Source organism: Dactylosporangium sucinum, from assembly GCF_014647515.1.
GTDB classification, from domain to species: domain Bacteria; phylum Actinomycetota; class Actinomycetes; order Mycobacteriales; family Micromonosporaceae; genus Dactylosporangium; species Dactylosporangium sucinum.
Window position 1 is genome coordinate 1,223 of record NZ_BMPI01000075.1, and the last position, 20,287, is coordinate 21,509.

The window sequence follows — 20,287 nt, forward strand, 5'->3', positions numbered from 1 at the left end:
GGTCGCCGAGCCGCCGGCCGGCCTGCCGTTCCAGCCGCTCCAGGTGCAGGGCGACCTCCTCGGCGAGGCCGTACGGCTCGGCGCCGGTGCGCAGGAACGCCCGGCACGCGTCGGTGGTGACCGTGAAGCCCGGCGGCACCGGCAACCCCAGGTTCACCATCTCGGCGAGGTTGCCGCCCTTGCCGCCGAGCAGGTCCTTGAGCTCCCGGCCGCCCTCGGCGAAGTCGTAGACGTACTTGGTCATGGTCCACCTCCACGGGTTCTCCCCACACCGTGCGCCCGCCGGCCGCGCGGCACCCGAGGCCCACGTCCCGGCGCGGGGGGACGAACGGCCCTGTCCGGTTCGTCCGCGCCGGGCAAGGCTGAGGGTGCAGCCATCTGAGGAGGAACCGATGACCACCACGAGTGCTCCCGCGCCGGCCGGGCTCGCCGCCTGGCGCGGCTTCCGCGGCGGCGGGTGGCGCGACGAGATCGACGTCGCCGGCTTCGTGCGGGCCAACGTGCGCCCGTACACCGGCGACGGCGGCTTCCTCGCCGGGCCCACCGCGCGGACCACGCACGTCTGGGGCCTGCTCACCGAGATGTTCCCGGAGGAGCGGCGGCGCGGGATCTACGACGTCGACCCGCGCACCCCGGCGTCGATCACCGCGCACGCCCCGGGGTACATCGACCGCGACCGCGAGCTGATCGTCGGCCTGCAGACCGACGCGCCGCTGCGCCGGGCCATCATGCCCTGCGGCGGGCTGCGGATGGTCGAGAACGGCCTGCGCGCCTACGGCTACGAGCTCGACCCGGTCGTCCGGGAGATCTTCACCCGATACCGGAAGACCCACAACGACGCCGTGTTCGACGCCTACACGCCGCAGATCCTTGCCGCCCGCCGGGCTGGCGTCATCACCGGCCTGCCCGACGCGTACGGCCGCGGGCGCATCATCGGCGACTACCGCCGGGTGCCACTCTACGGCGCCGACGCCCTGATCGAGGCCAAGCGGCGCGACAAGGCGTCCCTCGACCACCACGCCGCCACCGCCGACGTCATCCGTGACCGGGAGGAGCTGGCCGAGCAGCTGCGCGCGCTCGACGAGCTCAAGGCGATGGCCGCGAGCTACGGCTACGACGTCTCGGGGCCGGCGCGCACCGCGCGTGAGGCGGTGCAGTGGCTGTACTTCGCCTACCTCGCCGCCACCAAGGATCAGAACGGCGCCGCCATGTCGCTCGGCCGGACGTCGAGCTTCATCGACGTGTACCTCGAGCGCGACCTCGACGAGGGCACGCTCACCGAGGCGCAGGCGCAGGAGCTCGTCGACGACTTCGTCGTCAAGCTGCGCATCGTGCGGTTCCTGCGCACGCCCGAGTACGACCAGCTGTTCTCCGGCGACCCGACCTGGGTCACCGAGTCGATCGGCGGGATGGGCCGCGACGGCCGGACCCTCGTCACCCGGACCTCGTACCGCTACCTGCAGACGCTGTACAACCTGGGACCGGCGCCGGAGCCGAACCTGACGGTGCTGTGGTCGCCGGCGCTGCCCGCGCCGTTCAAGCGCTTCTGCGCGCAGGTCTCGCTCGAGACCAGCGCGATCCAGTACGAGAACGACGACCTGCTGCGCCGCTACAGCGACGACGACACCGCGATCGCGTGCTGCGTCTCGGCGATGCGGGTCGGCAAGGACATGCAGTTCTTCGGCGCGCGGGTCAACGTGGCCAAGGCCCTGCTGTACGCGATCAACGGCGGCCGCGACGAGATGAGCGGCGCCCAGGTCGCCCCGCCGTCCCCGGCGCCGGACGGTGACGTGCTCGACTACGACACCGTCCTGGCCGCCTTCGACGGGACCCTCGACTGGCTCGCCCGCACCTACGTCGACGCGCTGAACATCATCCACTACATGCACGACAAGTACGCCTACGAGCGGCTCGAGATGGCGCTGCACGACTACCCGGTGCGCCGGTTCCTGGCCTGCGGCATCGCCGGCCTGTCCGTCGCCGCCGACAGCCTCTCGGCGATCCGGTACGCCACGGTCCGCCCGGTCCGGGACGAGACCGGGCTCGCCGTCGACTACCTGGTCGAGGGCGACTACCCGGCGTACGGCAACGGCGACGACCGCGCGGACAGCATCGCCGTGTGGCTGGTCGAGACGTTCATGGCGAAGGTGCGGGCCAATCCCGCGTACCGCGACGCGATCCACACCCAGTCGGTGCTCACGATCACGTCGAACGTGGTCTACGGCAAGCACACCGGCAACACGCCCGACGGCCGGCGCGCGGGTGAGCCGTTCGCGCCGGGGGCGAACCCGATGAACGGCCGCGACGTGCACGGCATGGCCGCCTCCGCGCTGTCGGTGGCGAAGCTGCCGTACGCGTCGGCCCGCGACGGCATCTCGCTCACCAGCACCGTCACCCCCGGCGGGCTGGGCCGCACGGACGCGGAGCGGGCGGTGAACCTGGCCGGGATCCTCGACGGCTACACGGCCGCGGGCGGCTTCCACCTCAACGTGAACGTGCTGGACCGCGAGACGCTGGTCGACGCGATGGCGCACCCCGAGCGCTACCCGCAGCTGACCGTGCGCGTGTCGGGCTACGCCGTGAACTTCGTCAAGCTGACCCCGGAGCAGCAGCGCGACGTGATCAGCCGGACGTTTCACGGTGCGCGATGACGACTGCGACGGTGCCGGGCCGGCTGCACTCGTGGGACCTCTCCACGGGTGTGGACGGGCCCGGCACCCGGTTCGTGGCCTTCCTCGCCGGGTGTCCGCTGCGCTGCCTGTACTGCCAGAACCCGGACACCTGGCACATGCGCGACGGTTCGCCGACCACCGCCGGCGCCGTGCTGCGGCAGGTCGAGCCGTTCGCGTCGTTCGTCCACGTCGCCGGCGGCGGGATGACGGTCAGCGGCGGCGAGCCGCTGCTGCAGCCCGCGTTCACCGAGGCGCTGTTCACCGGCGCTCGCGGGCTGGGCCTGCACACCGCGCTGGACACCGCGGGCGGGCTCGGCGCCCGCGCGTCCGACGCCCTGCTCGACGTCACCAGCCTGGTCCTGCTCGACATCAAGGCGTGGGACCCGGTCCGGTACCGGCGGCTCACCGGGGGCTCGCTCGCGCCGACGCTGGACTTCGCCCGGCGGCTGGCCGCCCGCGGCACGCCGGTCTGGGTCCGCTACGTGCTCGTGCCCGGCCTCACCGACGACGCCTCCGAGGTCGCGGGCGTCGCCGGGTTCGCGGCCTCGCTCGGGAACGTGGAGCGGGTCGACGTGCTGCCGTTCCACCGGCTCGGCGCCCCGAAGTACGAGCGGCTCGGCATCCCGTTCCCGCTGCGCGACACGCCGCCGCCGGCCGCCGACGTCGTGGACCGGGTCCGCTCGCAGTTCCACGCAGCGGGTCTCGCCGCGTACTGAAGCGGGCTGTCAGCCCCGGTCCGGTGCCAGCCGCCGGGCGATCGCCTCCAGGCGCTCCGACAGGTGTTCGGGGCACGGCTGGGCGCCGGCGGGCGTCGCCGTGCCCGGTTGGAGCAGGTCGAGACGCTGCCGTGCCACCCGCAGCTCCACCGGGTCGCTGTTGAGCGAACGTTCGATCTCGCGGGCCAGGCCGTCGACGAGCATCCAGCCGGCGGGCGGCAGTCGCCAGCCGAGCGCGGTCCGCAGCGCGTCGGCGAGGTCGGGCCGCAGGTCGCCGGGTGGTGTGGGCTGCGCCGGCCACGGGACGAACTTGTAGCCGACGCCGCGGACGGTGACGAGATGGCTCGGCGCCCCGGGATCGGGCTCGATCTTGGTGCGGAGGCGCTTGATGTGGACGCTGAGGGTGTTGCTGCCCTGGTGGCCGCTCTCGTCGCCGCTGCGGATCGTGTGCAGCAGCCGGGCGCGGGCGACCGGGCGGCCGGCCTGGCGCAGCAGCGTCTCGAGCAGCTGGAACTCCTTGAGCGGCAGGTCGAGCGCCTGCCCGGCGAGCGTGGCCCGGTGCGCGCCGACGTCGAGCACGACCGGCCCGCCGGCGAGGACGTCCTGCGGTGCCCGCGGCTCGGGGCCGCGGCGGCGGCGCACGACGGCCCGGATCCGGGCGACGAGCTCCCGGAGGCCGAAGGGCTTGGCGAGATAGTCGTCGGCGCCGCAGTCCAGCGCGATCGGCGCGTCGGGCTCGAAATGGGCGGCACCGAGCACGATGATCCCGGCGGAGGAGCGCGCCCGTAGCACCCGGCACAGGTCCGCGCCCGGCACGCCGGGCAGGGGAAGGTCGAGCAGCACCAGGTCGGCCTGGCGTGCGGCGAGACCGGCCACGACCTCGGCGGTGGTGGACTCGACACCGAATCCCTCACCGCGCAGGAGCCCGGCCAGCGCGGCGGCGCCGGCCGGTGCTTCCTGGACGAGCAGCAGGCGAGTCAGGTGCCGTCGCCTCCCCTCCGCTCGCGGTCGTCTCCACCTCCACTGTGCCAGGTAACCATTTCGTGCGCGTGTCCGGCCCCTACCTGGCGGCGAACATCGTTGCGAGATCAACCAGACGGTTGGTGTATCCCCACTCGTTGTCGTACCAGCCGAACACCTTCACCAGCCGGCCGTCGGCCGAGGTCAGGCCGGCGTCGAAGACGCAGGACGACGGGTCGCCGATAATGTCGCGGGACACCAGCGGCGCCTCGCTGTAGCGCAGGATGCCGGCCAGCGGGCCGGCGGCGGCCGCGGCGAAGGCGGCGTTGACCTGCTCGGCCGTCGCCGGCTGGGACAGCCGGACGGTCAGGTCGGTCAGCGACCCGTTCTCGACCGGCACCCGCAGCGCCACGCCGCCCAGGCGCCCGGCCAGCCCGGGCAGCACCAGCCCGATCGCCTTCGCCGCGCCGGTGCTCGTCGGGATGATGTTCGTGGCCGCGGTCCGGGCCCGGCGCAGGTCCTTGTGCGGCGCGTCGAGCACCGACTGGTCGTTGGTGTACGCGTGCACGGTGGTGAGCACGCCCTGCTCGATGCCGAACGCGTTGTGCAGCACCTGCGCCATCGGGGCCGCGCAGTTGGTCGTGCAGGACGCGGCGGACACGACGTCGTGCAGGTCGGGGTCGTAGGTGTCGCCGTTGACGCCGAGCACGATCGTCGCGTCGACCTCCTTGCCCGGCGCCGAGATGAGCACCTTGCGCGCGCCGGCCTTCAGGTGGACGGCGGCGTCGTCGCGGCTGCGGAACCGGCCGGTCGACTCGATGACCAGGTCCACGCCGAGATCGGCCCACGGCAGGACCGCCGGGTCGCGCTGGCGCAGCACCTCGATGTACTGCCCGCCGACGGTCATGCCGCCGCCGGACGGGTCGACCGCGACCTCGGCGCGCAGCCGGCCGAAGGTCGAGTCGTGCTGGAGCAGGTGCGCGAGGGTGGCGGTGTCGAACAGGTCGTTGATCGCGACCAGGGTGACGGCGCTGCCGAGCAGGTCGCGCTCGACGAGGCACCGCACGAAGTCGCGGCCGATCCGGCCGAAGCCGTTGACGGCGATGCGGTACGTCATGACGCGCCCCCGTCCGCGTCGAGGATCCGGCGGGCGTCGCGCTCGACGAGCACCGGCACGAAGGCGTGGATCTCGGCGGTCGCGTACCGGTCGGTGAGCTGCTCGACGGTCTGCCGGACCGCCTCGGGGGTGTGCCGGCCGGCGTAGCGGCGGGTCAGCCGCTCGACGGCGTGTTCGATGGCGTGCGCCTCGATCCTGGTCCGGGCCTCGGTGGCGAGCATGGTGTCGGCTCCTTCCGGCTCTGTGCTTCGCCTTCGACTCTCGTGCCCGCGGCGGTGCCGCGACACGGTACTTCGGCCCGAACCGCCGGCCGGTGGACCCGGGCCACAGGTCCCGCCCGTCGTGGCTCGTTCAGCTTCGGGCGGCTCGTTCAGCTTCGGGCGGCCGTTGCGCGGATCACGGCGACCGGGCAGGCGGCGTGATGGATGAGGGCCTGGCTGACCGAGCCCAGCAGCAGCCCGGTGAAGCCGCCGCGGCCCCGGCTGCCGACCACGATCAGCGCCGCGCCCGCGGACACCCCGGTGAGCACGGCGGCCGGGCGCCCGTTGGCCACCGCGCGGCGCACGTCGACACCCGGGTACCTCCTGGCCCAGCCGCCGGTCGCCTCGACCAGCACCCGCTCCTCGTCGGCGCGCAGCTCGACCGGGTCGTACACCAGCGGCACCCGGTCGTCCGGTCCGGCCGGCACCGGCCCCCCGCGGGCCTCGACGACGGTCAGCCCGGCGCCGCGGACCGACGCCTGTTCGAACGCGAACCCCAGGGCCCGCGCGGCGTCGTGGGAGCAGTCGACGCCGACGACGACCCGGCCCGCCTCGGGGCCCGGCGGGCGGTCCGCGTGCCGGACGATGACCACCGGGCACTCGGCGTGGGCGGCGAGCTGGATGCCGACGGAGCCGAGCAGCAGCCCGGCGAAGCCGCCGAGCCCCCGGTTGCCGATCACGACCAGACAGGCGTTGCGGGACGCGTCGCTGAGCGCCGCCGTCGGCTGCTGGATCGGCACGTCGGTGCTGACGTCCAGCCCGGGCGCGACGTCCAGGGCGAGGCTCACGGCCTCGTCGACGATCTGCTCGGCCGCCTCCCGCATCGTCTCCTCGAACATCGCCGGCGGCGAGGGCAGCGCCATCGGGGCGTAGACCGTGGGCCACAGGCAGGCGTGAACGATCCGCAACGGCCGCTGCCTGCGCATCGCGTCCGCCGCGGCCCACTCGACGGCGCTGCGGGCGTCGGGTGAGCCGTCGACGCCGACCACGACCGCGGACTCGGTGCTCATCACCGCCACCTCCGTTCTGCGGGTACTGGGAGGCGTTGTGCTCCGACTCCAGCGTCCGCCGGGCAGCCCCGGCCGACCACCGGCGACAGGCCCGTGCGGCGCCCCGCGCGGGCCGGTGTCCTGGCCCGTGCGCGGTGCGGTCAGCGGACCACGGCGACCGGGCAGGCGGCGTGGTGGATGAGGGCCTGGCTGACCGAGCCCAGCAGCAGCCCGGCGAAGCCCCCGCGGCCCCGGCTGCCGACGACGACGAGCTCCGCGCCCGCGGACAGCTCGGTGAGCACGGCGGCCGGACGGCCGTTGGCCACCGCGCGGCGCACGTCGACGTCCGGGTACTTCCCGGCCCAGCCGCCGATCGCCTCGGCCAGGGTGCGATCCTCGTCGTCGCGGAGCTTGGCGGGGTCGTAGACCAGCGGCACCAGATCGCCCGGGCCGCTCGACGCCGGCCACCGGTAGGCCTCGACGGCGGTCAGCCCGACACCCCGGAACGACGCCTGCTCGAACGCGAACCCCAGGGCCCGCTCGGCGTCGTGGGAGCCGTCGACGCCGACGACCACCCGGCCCGCCTCGGGGCCCGGCGGGCGGCCCGCGTGCCGGACGATGACCACGGGGCAGGCGGCGTGGGCGGCGAGCTGGATGCCGACGGACCCGAGCAGCAGCCCGGCGAAGCCGCCGAGCCCGCGGTTGCCGATCACGACCAGGCGAGCGTTGCGGGACGCGTCGCTGAGCGCCGCGGACGGCTGCTGGACCCGCACGTCGGCGGCGATGTCGAGCGCCGGCGCGACAGCCCGGGCGAGGGTGACCGCCTCGTCGACGATCTGCTCGGCCGCCAGCCGCATGGTCTCGTCGTACAGTGCCGGCGGGCCGGGCACCGCCATCGGGGCGTAGCCGGTGGGCCACAGGTACGCGTGGACGATGCGCAGCGGGCGGTGCCTGCGCATCGCGTCCGCCGCGGCCCACTCGACGGCGCTGCGGGCGTCCGGCGAGCCGTCCACGCCGACCACGACGGCGGACTCGGTGCTCATCGCCGCCACCTCCGTTCTGCGGGTACGGGGCGTTGTGCGCCGATTCCAGCCTCCGCTGTGCGGACCCCGGGCGACCAGGGTCGAAGGGCCCGTGCGGCATGCCGCACGGGCCCCGATCGGTGGCCGTCAGTGGTCGTCCGGCCGGTGGGCGATCAGGATCGGGCACTCGGCGTGGTGCATCAGCTGCTGCCCGACCGAGCCGAGCAGCAGGCCGGTGAAGCCGCCGTGACCGCGGCTGCCGACGACCACGAGCTGCGCGGTGTGCGACATCCCGACGAGCACCCGGGCCGCCCGGCCGACCGCGAGCAGCGCCGTCAGCCTGGTGCCCGGGTACTTCTCCGCCCAGCCCGCCAGCGACGCCTCCAGCGCGGCGCGCTCGTCCGCCTCGACGGCGCTGAGCGGCACGACGGCCGGGCTCGGCGGGCTGTACGCGCGGACGGCGATCACCTCGGCGCCGCGGGCGACGGCCGCCTCGAACGCGAGCGCAAGCGCCGCGTCCGTCGACCCGGACCCGTCGACGCCGACCACGACCGGACCGTCCGTCGTGCCGGCCCGCCCGCGGACGACGGCGACGGGGGTTCGCGCGTGGGTGGCGACCTGCTGGCTGATCGAGCCGAGCAGCAGGTTGGTCATGCCCCCGCCGCCGCGGTTGCCCACCACGAGCAGGCGCGTGCCCGCGGCCTGGCCGAGCAGCAGCGGCGCGGGTTCCGCGTGCACCGCCGAGCCCGTGACCTCGACGGTGGGCCGGCGGCGGCGCACGTGCTCGACGATGTCGCGGACGGTGTGGTCGCCGCGCTCCTCGGCCTCCGTCGCCAGCACCTCGGTCACCTGGCCGTACATGGCGGCGGCGGGCCAGGCCAGCTGGTACGCGTACACGATGCGCAGCGGCGCCCCGGTCCGGGCCGCCTCGTCCGCGGCCCAGTCGACCGCGTCCCGCGCCTCGACCGACCCGTCGTAGCCGACGACGATCCGTTGGGTCTCCATCGTTGCTCCCCTCTCGATGCCTCCACCCTCAGCGTCGAGCCGTCGATGTCCGTCCGGCAGGGGCTTTGGGCCGGCCGCGGGGGGTCGTTCGCCTCACCCGGGCCGTTCGTCCGGGCGCACGGGCCGTTCGGCGCTGTCCGCCGGCGGGACCCGGGCGGCACGGTTGACATGTCGGGAATGACCGAGAAATCCGGGAGGTGGGGGCCATGACCACGCAGACGCTGACGACGACCGTGGTGCCGCGGCGGCCGAGCACCGACACCGCTGACCTGGCCCTGCGGATGTGCCGGGCCGAGCGGCGCGCCGAGGCGCTCGCCGCCGCGATCCGGCTGCTGTGCGAGGACGGCACACCGGCCCAGCGGCAGGCCGCCGGGCTGGTGCGGGCGATGCTGGACGAGGCGCTGTTGTAGACGAGCGCCGCTGTGGACGGGCGGCCGCTTGGGGCGGGCGGCCGCTTGGGATGGGCGGCCGCTTCAGTCGCGGACTGCCGCGCCGTTCATGACGCGCCGGCGGCGGGGCGGCGCCGCGCGGGCGGTTCGCGCAGCGCCCGGGCGGTCATCCGGGCGAGCGCGTCGCTCATCACGACGCCGACGGCGGCGATCCCGATCCCGAGCAGGGCCGAGCGCAGGTTGTCGCGGCTCATGGCTCCTCCTTCCGTGGCACCGGCCCCAGTCTGTGGCGTCCGGCCGCCACGCCGTCAGGGCCGATCGGCCCGCTGTGCACGGGACCGTGCGCACTGGCCGGGGTACGCGTGGCGGGCGAGGCTGAGGCCGGAGCAGGATCGGGGGAGGAGCGCATCATGGCGGCGACGATGATCTTCGCGGGTGCCATCGCGGCGGTGTACGGCATCCTCATCGCCATGCACGTCGCGGCGATCCGCGCCCGCGGACCGGCCGACGACCGGTACCGTCCCCGGCTCGCCGTGTGGCTGGCGAGCGCCGGCGACCGGCGCCGGGCCCGGATCGAGACCGAGGCCGCTCACGACCTCGTCGCGGGCCGGCTGACCCGCGACCGGTACCGGGCGACGATGGCCGCGATGGCGGCCCAGGACGACGTCGAGCACCCGCTCGCGGTGCCCAAGGCGTGAACGAGCGGGGGAGGCGCGCGATGCACGAGGTACAGGTGCGTGAAGTGATGACCCAGGCGGTGGTCGTGGTGACCGCGGACTGCCGGGCCCGCAACATCATCGACGTGCTCACCGACTACGGGGCGAGCGGCATGCCCGTCGTCGACGACGCCGACCGGGTGATCGGCGTGGTGTCGGAGGCGGACCTGCTGCCGGCGATCGGCGACGGCACGTCCCTGGAGTCCAGCCGGGCCGCCGAGCTGATGACGGCGCCGGCCGTCACCGTCGGCCCGGAGGCGCCGGTCGGCGTCGCGGCGCGGCTCATGTCCCACCACCGGGTGAAGCGACTGCCGGTGGTCGACGACGCGTCGGGCCGGCTGGTCGGCATCATCACCCGCGGCGACCTGGTCCGCCGGACGCTGCGCGGCGACGACGCGATCGCACGCGACGTCCTGGACGGGGTGGTGCTGCCCACCTACGGCGTCGACCCGGCGCGGATCTCGGTCGAGGTGCACGACGGGGCGGTCACGCTGCGCGGCAGCGTCGACCGGCGGGCCACGGCCGTCCGGCTGGCCGCCCGCACGCGGGCCGTCGAGGGCGTCCTGCGGGTCGCCGACGAGCTGGACTGGTCGGTCGACGACACGAGACCGCGGCGGCGCTGCGGGTGAACCGATGCGCGGGCGGGTCCCCGGGGCTGCCCCCGGGACCCGCGCTTCACTGCTTCCTGGCGGCCTTGCCGGCGACGGTGATCGGGATCTCCGGTCCGGGCTCGGCCCGACCGGTCAGCGGCACCCGGATCTCCAGGATGCCGGCGGTGTATCCGGCGGTGATCCCGTTCATCTGGCTCCTGGCCGGCCGGCGGGACGACGGGAGTCCGGCCCGTCGCCGCGGGACGAAGGGCCTGTTGCTCAGGAGCCGGCGCGCGGCGCGTACATGATGACGGCGACGCCGACGAGGCAGACGACGGCGCCGATGACGTCGTAGCGGTCGGGGCGGAACCGGTCGACCACCATGGCCCAGGCGAGGGAGCCGGCGACGAAGACGCCGCCGTAGGCGGCCAGGATGCGGCCGAAGTTGGCGTCGGGCTGGAGGGTCGCGACGAAGCCGTAGGCGCCGAGGGCGGCGACGCCGGCGCCGATCCACAGCAGGCCCTTGTGCTCGCGCACGCCCTGCCAGATGAGCCAGGCCCCGCCGATCTCGGCGAGGGCGGCGAGAACGAACAGGGCGATGGACCGGATGATCGTCATGGTCGTCATCGCAGCACACCGCGGCGGTGCGGCCGTTGCGGGGGCCGCACCGCCGGCGGTGTTCAGCAGCCGCACCCTCCGCCGCCGCAGCCGCAGGTGGCGCCGGCCGCGGCGGCGTGCCGGGCGCTGCGGCGCCGGTGCAGCCACCACATGCCCAGCGCCGCGACGCCCAGCCCGGCGGCGACGGCGAGGAGGGTCTTCTCCAGGACCGCCGCGCCGGCGGTGGTGAGCACCCCGGCCGCGATGAGCAGGGGCAGAGCGCAGCAGGCGGCGCAGGCGACGGCGGCGAGCACGCCGCTGACCTTGCTGCGCGTCGGCGGCGCGTTGTCCACCGGCGGCGGCTGCAGGGGCAGCCGCACGTGGGCCCGGTCCGTGTCGCCGGCGGTCACGAGGCCGTACCGGCGGCGATCGCGCTCGCCCGGCCGGCGATCGCGCTCGCCCGGCCGGCGACCGCGCTCGCCCGGCCGGCGAGGGAGGCGAGCACGTCGGTGTGGGCGGCCGGGACCTCGACGTCCAGGACGAGCGCCTCGCCGCCGGTGCCGGTCGCCGGCTGCGGCGTGACGGTGAAGGTGAAGAACGAGCAGCACTGCGTCTCGCGGGCGGCCAGGTCGCGCACGGCGGCCTCGAGCCCGGCCGCGCCGGTCAGGCGCATCCGGGCGTGGGTCGGGCTCACCGTGGTCACCGCGCGGACGGCGGTGGCGAACAGTGCGTCGAACTCGGCCAGCCGCAGCGGCTGTTCCGCGGTCGGCAGGGTGCACGCGTCAGGGACGTCGAACGCCATCACAGGCTCCTTGAACTGGCAGGACAGGCGCCGGTGCGGCGCTGCTCCCCGACGGTAAGCCTGTACCGGGGTACCGGATGCAACCCCGCGGCGCGCAGCGGCAGGCGGTATGCTGGCGGTGCCGTGGCCGCTCAGCGCGAGCCGTGGCCGGCGGTGGGGCCCGCCGACCCGTGCCGGGTGAACCGCGACGATGCCAACGGTCCCTGCAGACAGCTGCCGCGTGCCTGCAGGAGGGACCGCCCGCGCATGAACCCCGTCCAGCCCATCGACTCCGACGTCGACCTGCACGTTCCCGCCGAGCGCGCCGAGCTGCGCCCGCACGCGCTGCCGGTGCTGGCGGCGATCTCCGCCGGGGGCATGCTCGGCTCCGCCGCCCGCTACGGGCTCGGTGTCGCCTGGCCGCATGCGCCCGGCGAGTTCCCGTGGGCCACGCTGGTCGTCAACGTGTCGGGATGCCTGCTCATCGGCGTGCTCATGGTGATCGTCACCGAGGTCGCGACCCGGCAGCGACTGCTGCGCCCGTTCCTCGGCGTCGGCGTGCTCGGCGGGTACACGACGTTCTCCACCTACGTCGTCGAGACGCACCGCACCGCCACCGCCGGGCGGCCCGGCCTCGGCCTGCTCTACCTGGCGGTCACCCTCGTCTCGGCGATGCTGGCGGTCTGGGTCGGGGCCGGGACCACCACCTGGCTGGTGCGGCGGGCCCGGCGAGCGGCGGGAGGCGACCGGTGACCCTGCTGCTGGTCCTGCTCGGCGCCGCGATCGGCGCCCCGCTGCGGTACCTTACCGACCGGGCCGTGCAGGCCCGGCACGACTCGGTCTTCCCGTGGGGCACCCTCATGGTCAACATCTCCGGGTCGCTGCTGCTCGGGTTCCTCACCGCGCTGCCCGCCGACCCGGCCCTCGTCGCCTTCGCCAGCATCGGCTTGTGCGGCGCGCTGACCACGTACTCCACCTTCAGCTACGAGACCCTGCGCCTGGCCCAGACCGGCGCCTGGTTCCTCGCGGCGGGCAACGTGACGGCCTCCGTCGTCGCCGGGCTCGGCGCGGCGTACACCGGCACGCTCCTGGCCGCCGTCGTCTGACGCCGCCGGTCGCCTACCGGTCCTCGCAGCAGCCGTCGGTGCAGGCCGCGGCGGCGGTGGGGGCGCGGCAGGCCTCGCCGCGCCACGCCTCCCGGCCCTCCTGCACCGCGACGGCGGCGATGGCCAGCGCGGCGAGCGGGTCGGGCCCACCACGAGCCGAACAGCGAAGAACGAGACGGCGATGATCCGCAGGGCGGTGCGCTCGCGGCGCTCGTGGTCGGGGCCGGAGCACTGGCAGGCCACCACGGCGGCGGAGGCGACCTCGATGACCGAGTCGAGGCCGATGCCGATGCACGACCGGATGGTACACGGACGGCTGAACTATCCCGCAGACATATTGTATAGTGCGCATATGAGCATGCTTCCTGCGGCCGGGTTCGGTGACCGGCGATGAGCCACCAGCACGACCACGCGACCACGGCGACCGGCGCGCACCGGCGGACCCTTGCCGCGGTCCTCGGCGTGTCGGCGGTGATCTTCGTCGTCGAGGTCGCCGGTGCGCTGCTCACCGGCAGCCTGGCGCTGCTGGCCGACGCCGGGCACGTGCTCGCCGACGCCGGCGGCGTCGCCCTCGCGCTGGGAGCGACCCTGCTGGCCGCCCGCCCCGCCTCGGGACGGCGGACCTTCGGCTGGGCCCGGGCGGAGATCCTCGCCGCGGCCGTCAACGGCCTGCTGCTGTGCGGCATCGGCGGGTACGTGTTCGTCGAGGGCATCCGGCGGCTGCTGCTCGACCAGGCCGACGTCGCGCCGGGCGGCATGGCCCTGTTCGGCGTCATCGGCCTGGCCGGCAACCTCGCCGGGGTGGCGCTGCTCTACCGGGCCCGCAACGCCAGCCTGAACCTGCGCGGCGCGTTCCTGGAGGTCGCCACCGACACCGCCACCTCCGTCGGCGTCCTCGTCGCGGCCGGCGTCATCGCGCTGACCGGCTTCACCCGCGCCGACGCGATCGTGTCGATCCTCATCGGGCTGGTCATCGCGCCCCGGGCCGTCCGGCTGCTCAAGGAGGCGGTCGACATCCTGCTGGAGGCGGCCCCGCCCGGCATCGACCTGGCGCGGATCCGGGCCCACATCACCGGGCTCGACCACGTCCTCGCCGTCCACGACCTGCACGTCTCCACCGTGACGTCGGGCCTGCCTGTCCTCACCGCGCACGTGGTCGTCGACGACTCCTGCTTCCACGACGGGCACGCGCCGCAGCTCCTGGACGCCCTCCAGGACTGCCTGGCCGGGCACTTCGACGTCGCCCACTCCACGTTCCAGCTCGAACCCGCCGGCCACGCGGACCACGAGCACCCGACGCACACCTGAGACGTCATCCAGGGCGAACGGCCCGGGTGAGCCGGGACCGAACGCCCTGCCGGCCGCGCGGGCGGCTCGCCATGCTGGAACGAGCCAAGATCGCCGAGCGTCGAGGAGGCTGCGATGCCCATCCGAGTGCTGGCCGGGTACGACGGCTCACCGGCGGCGAGTGCCGCCATCGCGGCCGCCGCCAAGCTGTTCCCGCGGGCGAAGGCCTGGGTGGCCAACCTGTGGCCCCCGCCGTTCGCCGACGACGCGTTGCGGCGGCGGCTGTGGACCGGCGCCGCCCACATCGACGAGTTCGTCGCGGCGGTCGAGCGCGAGGGCGGGAGGGAGGCCGCCCGGATCGCCGCGGTCGGCGTCACCCTGGCCGCCGCCGAGGGGTGGTCCGCCGAGGCGCTCGTGGCGCAGACGTACGCCGGGGAGGGCCTCCAGCTCGCCGAGCTCGCCGAGCAGGTGGACGCCGACCTGGTGCTCGTCGGCTCGCGCGGCCTCGGCGGCGCCCGGGCGGTGCTGGGCAGCGTCTCCGACATGGCCGTGCACTACGCGGCCCGGCCCGTGCTCGTGGTGCCGCACCCGCTGCTGACCGCCGAGTTCGCGGCCCTGAGCGCCGGCCCCGTGCTCGTCGGCGACGACGGCTCGGCCGGCGCGCAGGCCGCCCTCGACACCGCCGTCCGGCTGTTCCCGGCGCGGACCGTGCTGCCGGTGACCGTGGACGACGGCCAGGCGCCCGGCGACCCGCAGGCGGGTGGCGCGGCGCCGGCCCGCCTGCACGTGCCGTCCCGGCCCGGCCCGCCGGGGCGCGCCGTCGCCGGGGCGCTCGCCGACTGCGCCCGGGAACAGGACGCCGCGGTCGTGGTCGTCGGCTCCCGCGGCCGCTCGGCGGTGCGCGAGATCCTCCTCGGCAGCGTGGCGATGGCGACCCTGCACCACGCCCACCGCCCGGTTCTGGTCGTGCGCACCCAGGGGTGAGGACCTTCGGCCCTCGTGCACCGCCGCCGCCGGCGGGACGGTGGTCGTGGCGGGGCTCCCGCCCCGCACGTGTCAGGGAGGGACGGCACCATGGCCACACTGAAGGCCGCCGCGGCGGAGTTCCTGGCCCACCGGCGCATCGCGGTGACGGGCGTGTCCCGGACCCCGCAGGGCCACGGCAGCAACGTCGTCTACCAGCGGCTGCGGGACCGCGGTTACGAGGTGTTCGCGGTCAACCCCAACGCCGAGCAGGTCGAGGGCGACCACTCGTACCCCGACCTCGCGTCGATCCCCGGCGGCGTCGACGCGGTCGTCATCGGCACCCGCCCCGAGACCGCCGAGGCCACCATGCGCGAGTGCGCCGACCTCGGCGTCACCCACGTGTGGATGCACCGCGGGTTCGGCCCCGGCAGCGCCTCCGACGCGGCCGCCGAGTACGGCCGTGGCCACGGCATCCACGTCATCGCCGGCGGGTGCCCGCTGATGTTCGGCCCCACCGCCGACTTCGGTCACAAGGCGATGTGCTGGATCCTGTCGCTCAGCGGCGGCATCCCGCGTCAGGTCTGACCGCCGCCACCCTCAGGCCTGCCTTCCGTCCCTCGCCCGGCGGCGCGCTCCGTCGGCGGCCTCCTGCTCGTCCATCTGCTGCCGGGCTACCACCAGGGCGTCCTCCAGCCGGGGAATCCAGTGCTGCTCCAGCATGCGCACCCGCTGGCGGACGGCGGAGACCTCCTCGTCGACGGTGGACAGCGCCGAGGACGAGGCCGCATGCCGGGCGGCGGCCTCGGCGGCCGCCCGGTACGTCAGGGCCGCCTGCGAGGTCGCTGACCCGCCCGGCGCGTGCCACCCCGCCGGCGGGTGCGGAGGCTCGATCCCGGGCGGCGCGGCGTACCGCACGCCCATCAACGCCGTCCATCGCGGGACCACGGTCATCGGGCCGCCGGCTCCGGCCGGGCCGACGACATCCGCGCCGTCCAGGACCGCGGCCCGCCGAAGCCAGCCGCAGGCCACCCGATCGGCGCGGGCCCACTCCGCCGCGGTGGTCTCGTATCGGCGACGGAGGCGTTCGCGTTCCTCGGTGAGCATCGTGAGCTTGCGGCGCAGGACGCCGCAGCCCCGCCGGGCCACCGCCAGCCGGTGGCGCAGCCAGAGCGTCCCGGCCCGGCCGGGCGGCACCTGACGCAGTCGCGGCACGGCGGTCACCCCGTCCGGCGATGCCGAGTGAGCAGCGCGTCCGGGAGCGTGGTCAGCTCCGCGTCGGGCAGCCGCAGGAGGGTCCGCCACGCTCGGCCGAGCGTCTCGTCGAGCGACCGGGACTCGTCCGGCCGCTGGTTCAGCAGGTCGCGGTCGACGGCCCCGGCGAAGTCCAGGTAGCGGCGATCGGTGTCGCCGAGGGCGGCCGTGCCGACGAGGTCCGCCAGTTCGCGCACCTGCCGGGCGCGCGCCAGGGCGGCCATCAGCTGCGCCGCGACCGGGAGATGGTCGTCGCGGGTCCGGCCGGCCCCAGCGCCGTGCCGCATGAGGCGCGACAGTGAGGACAGCGGGTCGACCGGCGGGTACACCCCGCGGCTGTGCACCTCCGAGGACAGGACGATCTGGCCCTCGGTGATGTACCCGGTGAGGTCCGGCACCGGATGGGTGATGTCCTCGGCCGGCATGGTGAGCACCGGAACGATCGTCACCGACCCCGGCCGGCCGCGCACCCGGCCGCAGCGCTCGTAGAGCGAGGCCAGGTCGCTGTACAGGTAGCCCGGGTACGCCCGCCGGGCCGGGATCTCGCCGCGGGCCGCGGAGACCTCGCGGAGCGCCTCGGCGTAACTTGTCATGTCCGTCATCACCACCAGCACGTGCCGGCCGCCGGTGAAGGCGAGGTCCTCCGCTACGGTCAGCCCCAGCCTCGGCGTCAGGATCCGCTCGATGACCGGGTCGTCGGCGGCGTTGAGGAACAGCACCAACTCGTCCGCGGCCGCGCGCTCGTCCAGCGCGTCGCGGACGAAGCCGGCGTCGGCGTGGGTGAGACCCATCCCGGCGAAGACGACGCAGAACGGTGCCCCGCCGGCATGGGCCTGGCGCGCGATCTGGACGGCGAGCTCCAGGTACGGCAATCCCGCGGCGGCGAACACCGGCAGCTTCTGTCCCCGGACCAGGGTCGTCAGCGCGTCGACCGCCGAGACGCCGGTGACGACCGGTTCGCTCGGCGGCTCGCGCCAGGTCGGGTTCATCGGAGACCCCGCCACCGGGACCGACCGGTCGGCGATCACCGGCGGCCCGCCGTCGAGCGGTTCTCCCCGGCCGTTGCACATGCGGCCGAGCCAGCGCTCGCCGACCGGGATCCGCATGGGTGCGCCGGTGAACGCGACCCGGGTTCCGGACCGCGCGATACCGGAGGTGCCCTCGTAGACCTGAACGACCGCCGTGTCCCCGCCGGCCTCCAGCACGACGCCGTGCCGCCGCCCGCCGTCGGCGGAAACGATCGTCGCGACGTCGTCGTAGCCGGCGGCCCCGCCCACGTCGCCGACAACCAGCAGCGGTCCGTGGACCTCGTGGACCGACGCGTGCTCGACCACCGGCCACCCGCTCATGACCGCTCCCTCGTCGCGTCGACCCGGGCGAGCGTCGCCTCGGCCTGCCCGGCGACCTCCGCCACGCCGTCGGGCCGGGTCGCCTCGCGCGCCCGGACCAACGGCCCGTAGTCCACCGACTCGAGCGTCTCCGCGGGCACGCCGGCGTCGACGAGCGCGTGGCAGCGCTGCGTGACGGCCAGGATCGCGTCGAGCAGGGCCGCTGCCTTCTCCGCGGTACAGCGCGCGTCGTTCGGCGCCAGCGCGTTCTGCTGCAGCACCCCCTCACGCAGCAGCCTCCCGGCCAGGATCGCGACGCGCTCGTGCGGCGGCAGGCTCGCCGTGCCGACCAGTTCGGCAAGCGCGCCGAGCCGGTCGGCCTCGGCGAGGACGTCGAGCGCCCGGGCCCGCCGACGCAGCCACGCGGCGTCGCCGTGCCGAGCGTGCCACGAGCCGATCGCCGCGGCGTCCCGCGAGAACGACCCCGACCAGGACACCGCCGGGTAGTGCCGGGCGTAGGCGAGATCGCGGTCAAGCGTCCAGCGGCACCGGACGAAGCGTTCGGTGTTCATCGTCACGGGCTCGGTGAGGTCGCCGCCGGGCGGCGACACCGCGCCGACGATGGTGACCGAGCCCGGGGCGCCGCCGAGCGTCCTCACCGCACCGGCCCGCTCGTAGAACGCGGCGAGCGCGGAGGCCAGGTCGGCCGGGTAGCCCTCCTCGGCCGGCAACGCTCCGGCCCGCGAGGCGAACTCGCGCAGCGCCTCCGCCCAGCGGGACGTGGAGTCCGCGATGACCACGACGTCGTGGCCCATGTCGCGGAAGAACTCGGCGACGGTGACGCCCGTGTAGACGCTTGCCTCCCGCGCCATCATCGGCATGTTGGACGTGTTGGCGACGACGACGGAACGGTCGATGAGCCGCCCGCCGGTCCGGGGATCCTCGAGTGCCGCCAGTTCGGCGACGACGTCGGCCATCTCGTTGCCGCGCTCGCCGCAGCCGACGTAGACGATGACGTCCGCGTCGCACCATTTGGCGATCTGCTGCAGCAGCATCGTCTTGCCCGTGCCGAAGCCGCCCGGCACCGCGGCCGTGCTGCCCTTGGCGATCGGGAACAGGCCGTCCACGACGCGCTGGCCGGTGTGCAGGGGCTCGTCGGCGTCCCGCCGCCCCCGGACCGGCCGCGGCGCGCGGATCGGCCAGGTGGCGGTCATCCCGACCGGCATGCCGCCGACGCTCGCGAGCACGTCGTCCGGCCCGCGCTCACCAGGCGCGGCGCACCGCTCGACGACACCGGCGACCTCCGGCGGGACCAGCACCCGGTACTCGACCGGCCCGACGGTGGCCAGGACACCGAGCTTCGATCCGCCGCTGACGACCTGGCCGTCGGCCACGCAGGGCGCGAAGCGCCACCGGGACCCGGCGGGTGGCTCGCCGCCGGCCGCGCCGGGGGCGAGCCACACCGGCGCGCCGGCGAGCGGGCGCAGCAGCCCGTCGAAGACGCCGCCGAGCAGCCACGGGCCCAGGCGGGCGACGAGGCGGTGCCCGAGGGGCACCGCCGCCGCGCCGGGCCGCAGGCCGCCGGTGTACTCGTAGGCCTGGACGGTCAGCGTGCCCTCCCGGATGCCGACGACCTCTCCGGGCAGCCGCTGGGAGCCGAGACCGACGAGGTCGTGCATCGCAACCCCGCGGCCGCGGTCGCTCATCTCGACGAGCGGGCCGGCGACCCGGGTGATCCGTCCGTCGGGGGTCTCGCGCGGCATCACGTCCACACCTCTGCGGCGCGGCCGGCCTGCCGCGCGATGGCGTACTCGGTCAGCGCCGCGATGGAGCAGTCGGCCCGGCGGTTCCCGAGCGTGCCGATGACGCCGCCGTCTCCGGCCGGTTCGATCCGTGCCTGTGGCCCGAGCACCGCCCGAGCCCGGTCGGCCAGCGCCGGCCCGAGGCATCCGCCGCCGAGTTCCGCCCGCAGCGCGGCGCTCACCCGGCGGCGCAGCTCCTCGGCCGTGTCGCGGCGTGCTGCGAGCACCACCGCCCGGGCGGCCCGGCGTGTGTGCGCCCGTTCGGCCGCCGACAGGACGGCGGCATCGTCGAGGCCGGCTGCGCGAGCCTCCAGCCGGATCTGCTCGGCTTCTGCCCGGGCCGCACGCAGCATCCCGCCGGCAGCTTCTGCGGCGTCCGCCCGGCAGCCGTCGGCGTACGCGCGGGCCGCCCGCAGGATCGCCCGCCGCAGCGGTTCGAGCGCCTCCCGGACCGCGGTGCTCACGGCCGGGCCCCGGGCGGCTCCGGCAGGACCGCCACCATGCGCCCCGGTGCCGCGGCGACGCCCGCCAGTGCCCGGGCGGCGGCCTGGGTCAGCACGACCACGACGATGTCCGGTGCCAGTGCCCGCCACGCGGCGCGCACCGCCGGGCCGTCGGCGGCGACGGTGACGGCCACCCCGGCCAGCGCGTAGCCCCGCACGAGCTGCGCTTCCCCGATGGCCGCGACCCGTCCCGCAGCGGAGCGGGACTCGGGCTCCCCCCTGTGGTCCAT

The 20,287-nt window shown here is 75.3% G+C and carries 27 protein-coding genes and 1 pseudogene; 10 read left to right on the forward strand and 18 right to left on the reverse strand.

Features of this window, described 5'->3' with window-relative positions; all coding sequences use genetic code 11:
* Positions 1 to 244: PEP/pyruvate-binding domain-containing protein (locus tag IEZ31_RS60400; RefSeq protein WP_190256550.1), on the reverse strand; the 244-nt coding region annotated here is incomplete at its 3' end.
* Between the two features lie 148 nt (positions 245 to 392).
* Between IEZ31_RS60400 and pflB the strand changes: the two genes are divergently transcribed.
* Both pflB and pflA read left to right on the forward strand, forming a co-directional pair.
* Positions 393 to 2,651: a formate C-acetyltransferase gene (gene pflB, locus IEZ31_RS60405; RefSeq protein ID WP_190256551.1), complete on the forward strand. Its 2,259-nt coding sequence runs from the start codon at positions 393 to 395 to the stop codon at positions 2,649 to 2,651.
* A complete protein-coding gene (gene pflA, locus IEZ31_RS60410) occupies positions 2,648 to 3,388 on the forward strand; it encodes a pyruvate formate-lyase-activating protein (RefSeq protein ID WP_190256552.1) in 741 nt (246 codons plus the stop codon). The genes pflB and pflA overlap by 4 nt, the downstream gene beginning before the upstream one ends.
* Before the next feature lie 9 nt (positions 3,389 to 3,397).
* On the opposite strand, the gene IEZ31_RS60415 is transcribed toward pflA, so the two are convergent.
* The 6 genes from IEZ31_RS60415 to IEZ31_RS60440 all read right to left on the reverse strand — a co-directional run bounded on the left by IEZ31_RS60415 (position 3,398) and on the right by IEZ31_RS60440 (position 8,741).
* Positions 3,398 to 4,480: a CATRA system-associated protein gene (locus tag IEZ31_RS60415; protein ID WP_229836922.1), complete on the reverse strand. Its 1,083-nt coding sequence runs from the start codon at positions 4,478 to 4,480 to the stop codon at positions 3,398 to 3,400.
* Positions 4,449 to 5,465, reverse strand: a complete 1,017-nt coding sequence (gene gap, locus IEZ31_RS60420) for a type I glyceraldehyde-3-phosphate dehydrogenase (protein WP_190256553.1) — start codon at positions 5,463 to 5,465, stop codon at positions 4,449 to 4,451. Before gap ends, IEZ31_RS60415 begins: the two co-directional genes overlap by 32 nt.
* The gene (locus tag IEZ31_RS60425; protein ID WP_190256554.1) at positions 5,462 to 5,686 is read right to left on the reverse strand and encodes a three-helix bundle dimerization domain-containing protein; all 225 of its coding nucleotides are present in this window, start codon (positions 5,684 to 5,686) and stop codon (positions 5,462 to 5,464) included. Before IEZ31_RS60425 ends, gap begins: the two co-directional genes overlap by 4 nt.
* 149 nt (positions 5,687 to 5,835) lie before the next feature.
* Positions 5,836 to 6,735, reverse strand: a complete 900-nt coding sequence (locus IEZ31_RS60430; protein WP_190256555.1) for a universal stress protein — start codon at positions 6,733 to 6,735, stop codon at positions 5,836 to 5,838.
* 140 nt (positions 6,736 to 6,875) lie between these two features.
* Positions 6,876 to 7,757, reverse strand: a complete 882-nt coding sequence (locus IEZ31_RS60435) for a universal stress protein (RefSeq protein WP_190256556.1) — start codon at positions 7,755 to 7,757, stop codon at positions 6,876 to 6,878.
* Between the two features lie 126 nt (positions 7,758 to 7,883).
* Positions 7,884 to 8,741, reverse strand: coding sequence for a universal stress protein (locus IEZ31_RS60440; protein WP_190256557.1), 858 nt, complete (start codon positions 8,739 to 8,741; stop codon positions 7,884 to 7,886).
* A gap of 206 nt (positions 8,742 to 8,947) precedes the next feature.
* Between IEZ31_RS60440 and IEZ31_RS60445 the strand changes: the two genes are divergently transcribed.
* Positions 8,948 to 9,151, forward strand: coding sequence for a hypothetical protein (locus tag IEZ31_RS60445; RefSeq protein ID WP_190256558.1), 204 nt, complete (start codon positions 8,948 to 8,950; stop codon positions 9,149 to 9,151).
* A gap of 86 nt (positions 9,152 to 9,237) precedes the next feature.
* Here the strand turns inward: IEZ31_RS60445 and IEZ31_RS60450 are convergent, their stop codons facing one another.
* The gene (locus IEZ31_RS60450; protein ID WP_190256559.1) at positions 9,238 to 9,384 is read right to left on the reverse strand and encodes a hypothetical protein; all 147 of its coding nucleotides are present in this window, start codon (positions 9,382 to 9,384) and stop codon (positions 9,238 to 9,240) included.
* Positions 9,385 to 9,540: 156 nt separating this feature from the next.
* On the opposite strand from IEZ31_RS60450, the gene IEZ31_RS60455 reads away from it, so the two are divergent.
* Complete coding sequence (locus IEZ31_RS60455; protein ID WP_190256560.1) at positions 9,541 to 9,828, forward strand: hypothetical protein; 288 nt, start codon at positions 9,541 to 9,543, stop codon at positions 9,826 to 9,828.
* 20 nt (positions 9,829 to 9,848) lie between these two features.
* Positions 9,849 to 10,475 (forward strand): CBS domain-containing protein, encoded by a 627-nt coding sequence (locus tag IEZ31_RS60460; RefSeq protein ID WP_190256561.1) that lies wholly within the window; start codon positions 9,849 to 9,851, stop codon positions 10,473 to 10,475.
* Between the two features lie 46 nt (positions 10,476 to 10,521).
* On the opposite strand, the gene IEZ31_RS60465 is transcribed toward IEZ31_RS60460, so the two are convergent.
* From IEZ31_RS60465 to IEZ31_RS60480, 4 genes are all read right to left on the reverse strand, one after another.
* Positions 10,522 to 10,647 (reverse strand): hypothetical protein, encoded by a 126-nt coding sequence (locus tag IEZ31_RS60465; RefSeq protein ID WP_268241754.1) that lies wholly within the window; start codon positions 10,645 to 10,647, stop codon positions 10,522 to 10,524.
* Positions 10,648 to 10,715: 68 nt separating this feature from the next.
* Positions 10,716 to 11,054: a YnfA family protein gene (locus IEZ31_RS60470; protein ID WP_190256562.1), complete on the reverse strand. Its 339-nt coding sequence runs from the start codon at positions 11,052 to 11,054 to the stop codon at positions 10,716 to 10,718.
* Positions 11,055 to 11,116: 62 nt separating this feature from the next.
* Positions 11,117 to 11,443 carry a mercuric ion transporter MerT gene (gene merT / locus IEZ31_RS60475; protein WP_190256563.1) on the reverse strand — a complete coding sequence of 109 codons (327 nt, stop codon included), beginning with the start codon at positions 11,441 to 11,443 and terminating at the stop codon, positions 11,117 to 11,119.
* Entirely contained in the window at positions 11,440 to 11,835 is a 396-nt protein-coding gene (locus IEZ31_RS60480) for a hypothetical protein (RefSeq protein ID WP_190256564.1), read from the reverse strand. The genes merT and IEZ31_RS60480 overlap by 4 nt, the downstream gene beginning before the upstream one ends.
* 246 nt (positions 11,836 to 12,081) lie before the next feature.
* Between IEZ31_RS60480 and IEZ31_RS60485 the strand changes: the two genes are divergently transcribed.
* Both IEZ31_RS60485 and IEZ31_RS60490 read left to right on the forward strand, forming a co-directional pair.
* The gene (locus tag IEZ31_RS60485) at positions 12,082 to 12,567 is read left to right on the forward strand and encodes a fluoride efflux transporter FluC (RefSeq protein ID WP_190256565.1); all 486 of its coding nucleotides are present in this window, start codon (positions 12,082 to 12,084) and stop codon (positions 12,565 to 12,567) included.
* A complete protein-coding gene (locus IEZ31_RS60490) occupies positions 12,564 to 12,920 on the forward strand; it encodes a fluoride efflux transporter FluC (protein ID WP_190256566.1) in 357 nt (118 codons plus the stop codon). Before IEZ31_RS60485 ends, IEZ31_RS60490 begins: the two co-directional genes overlap by 4 nt.
* Positions 12,921 to 12,933: 13 nt before the next feature.
* Here IEZ31_RS60490 and IEZ31_RS60495 read toward each other — a convergent pair.
* Positions 12,934 to 13,211 (reverse strand): annotated as a pseudogene (locus tag IEZ31_RS60495) (hypothetical protein); the annotation flags it as partial.
* A 99-nt stretch (positions 13,212 to 13,310) separates the two neighbouring features.
* Here IEZ31_RS60495 and IEZ31_RS60500 point away from each other — a divergent pair.
* From IEZ31_RS60500 to IEZ31_RS60510, 3 genes are all read left to right on the forward strand, one after another.
* Positions 13,311 to 14,228 carry a cation diffusion facilitator family transporter gene (locus IEZ31_RS60500; protein ID WP_190256567.1) on the forward strand — a complete coding sequence of 306 codons (918 nt, stop codon included), beginning with the start codon at positions 13,311 to 13,313 and terminating at the stop codon, positions 14,226 to 14,228.
* Positions 14,229 to 14,342: 114 nt separating this feature from the next.
* Complete coding sequence (locus IEZ31_RS60505) at positions 14,343 to 15,191, forward strand: universal stress protein (protein ID WP_190256568.1); 849 nt, start codon at positions 14,343 to 14,345, stop codon at positions 15,189 to 15,191.
* 90 nt (positions 15,192 to 15,281) lie between these two features.
* On the forward strand, positions 15,282 to 15,758 hold the full coding sequence (locus IEZ31_RS60510) for a CoA-binding protein (protein WP_190256569.1): 477 nt from the start codon (positions 15,282 to 15,284) through the stop codon (positions 15,756 to 15,758).
* A 12-nt stretch (positions 15,759 to 15,770) separates the two neighbouring features.
* Here IEZ31_RS60510 and IEZ31_RS60515 read toward each other — a convergent pair whose 3' ends face one another.
* From IEZ31_RS60515 to IEZ31_RS60535, 5 genes are read right to left on the reverse strand one after another with little or no spacing between them, the layout of a single operon-like run.
* Positions 15,771 to 16,385: a V-type ATP synthase subunit D gene (locus tag IEZ31_RS60515; RefSeq protein ID WP_190256570.1), complete on the reverse strand. Its 615-nt coding sequence runs from the start codon at positions 16,383 to 16,385 to the stop codon at positions 15,771 to 15,773.
* Between the two features lie 5 nt (positions 16,386 to 16,390).
* On the reverse strand, positions 16,391 to 17,773 hold the full coding sequence (locus tag IEZ31_RS60520) for a V-type ATP synthase subunit B (protein WP_190256571.1): 1,383 nt from the start codon (positions 17,771 to 17,773) through the stop codon (positions 16,391 to 16,393).
* The gene (locus IEZ31_RS60525) at positions 17,770 to 19,515 is read right to left on the reverse strand and encodes a V-type ATP synthase subunit A (protein WP_190256599.1); all 1,746 of its coding nucleotides are present in this window, start codon (positions 19,513 to 19,515) and stop codon (positions 17,770 to 17,772) included. The genes IEZ31_RS60520 and IEZ31_RS60525 overlap by 4 nt, the downstream gene beginning before the upstream one ends.
* A complete protein-coding gene (locus IEZ31_RS60530) occupies positions 19,515 to 20,018 on the reverse strand; it encodes a hypothetical protein (RefSeq protein WP_190256572.1) in 504 nt (167 codons plus the stop codon). The genes IEZ31_RS60525 and IEZ31_RS60530 overlap by 1 nt, the downstream gene beginning before the upstream one ends.
* Positions 20,015 to 20,287: a hypothetical protein gene (locus tag IEZ31_RS60535; protein WP_190256573.1), complete on the reverse strand. Its 273-nt coding sequence runs from the start codon at positions 20,285 to 20,287 to the stop codon at positions 20,015 to 20,017. Before IEZ31_RS60535 ends, IEZ31_RS60530 begins: the two co-directional genes overlap by 4 nt.

Coding starts and splice junctions, on each gene's coding strand:
- pflB (WP_190256551.1), top strand. CDS start 393: ATGACCACCACGAGTGCTCCCGCGCCGGCCGGGCTCGCCGCCTGGCGC.
- pflA (WP_190256552.1), top strand. CDS start 2,648: ATGACGACTGCGACGGTGCCGGGCCGGCTGCACTCGTGGGACCTCTCC.
- gap (WP_190256553.1), bottom strand. CDS start 5,465: ATGACGTACCGCATCGCCGTCAACGGCTTCGGCCGGATCGGCCGCGAC.
- IEZ31_RS60425 (WP_190256554.1), bottom strand. CDS start 5,686: ATGCTCGCCACCGAGGCCCGGACCAGGATCGAGGCGCACGCCATCGAA.
- IEZ31_RS60430 (WP_190256555.1), bottom strand. CDS start 6,735: ATGAGCACCGAGTCCGCGGTCGTGGTCGGCGTCGACGGCTCACCCGAC.
- IEZ31_RS60435 (WP_190256556.1), bottom strand. CDS start 7,757: ATGAGCACCGAGTCCGCCGTCGTGGTCGGCGTGGACGGCTCGCCGGAC.
- IEZ31_RS60440 (WP_190256557.1), bottom strand. CDS start 8,741: ATGGAGACCCAACGGATCGTCGTCGGCTACGACGGGTCGGTCGAGGCG.
- IEZ31_RS60445 (WP_190256558.1), top strand. CDS start 8,948: ATGACCACGCAGACGCTGACGACGACCGTGGTGCCGCGGCGGCCGAGC.
- IEZ31_RS60450 (WP_190256559.1), bottom strand. CDS start 9,384: ATGAGCCGCGACAACCTGCGCTCGGCCCTGCTCGGGATCGGGATCGCC.
- IEZ31_RS60455 (WP_190256560.1), top strand. CDS start 9,541: ATGGCGGCGACGATGATCTTCGCGGGTGCCATCGCGGCGGTGTACGGC.
- IEZ31_RS60460 (WP_190256561.1), top strand. CDS start 9,849: ATGCACGAGGTACAGGTGCGTGAAGTGATGACCCAGGCGGTGGTCGTG.
- IEZ31_RS60465 (WP_268241754.1), bottom strand. CDS start 10,647: ATGAACGGGATCACCGCCGGATACACCGCCGGCATCCTGGAGATCCGG.
- IEZ31_RS60470 (WP_190256562.1), bottom strand. CDS start 11,054: ATGACGATCATCCGGTCCATCGCCCTGTTCGTTCTCGCCGCCCTCGCC.
- IEZ31_RS60480 (WP_190256564.1), bottom strand. CDS start 11,835: ATGGCGTTCGACGTCCCTGACGCGTGCACCCTGCCGACCGCGGAACAG.
- IEZ31_RS60485 (WP_190256565.1), top strand. CDS start 12,082: ATGAACCCCGTCCAGCCCATCGACTCCGACGTCGACCTGCACGTTCCC.
- IEZ31_RS60500 (WP_190256567.1), top strand. CDS start 13,311: ATGAGCCACCAGCACGACCACGCGACCACGGCGACCGGCGCGCACCGG.
- IEZ31_RS60505 (WP_190256568.1), top strand. CDS start 14,343: ATGCCCATCCGAGTGCTGGCCGGGTACGACGGCTCACCGGCGGCGAGT.
- IEZ31_RS60510 (WP_190256569.1), top strand. CDS start 15,282: ATGGCCACACTGAAGGCCGCCGCGGCGGAGTTCCTGGCCCACCGGCGC.
- IEZ31_RS60520 (WP_190256571.1), bottom strand. CDS start 17,773: ATGAGCGGGTGGCCGGTGGTCGAGCACGCGTCGGTCCACGAGGTCCAC.
- IEZ31_RS60525 (WP_190256599.1), bottom strand. CDS start 19,515: ATGCCGCGCGAGACCCCCGACGGACGGATCACCCGGGTCGCCGGCCCG.
- IEZ31_RS60535 (WP_190256573.1), bottom strand. CDS start 20,287: ATGGACCACAGGGGGGAGCCCGAGTCCCGCTCCGCTGCGGGACGGGTC.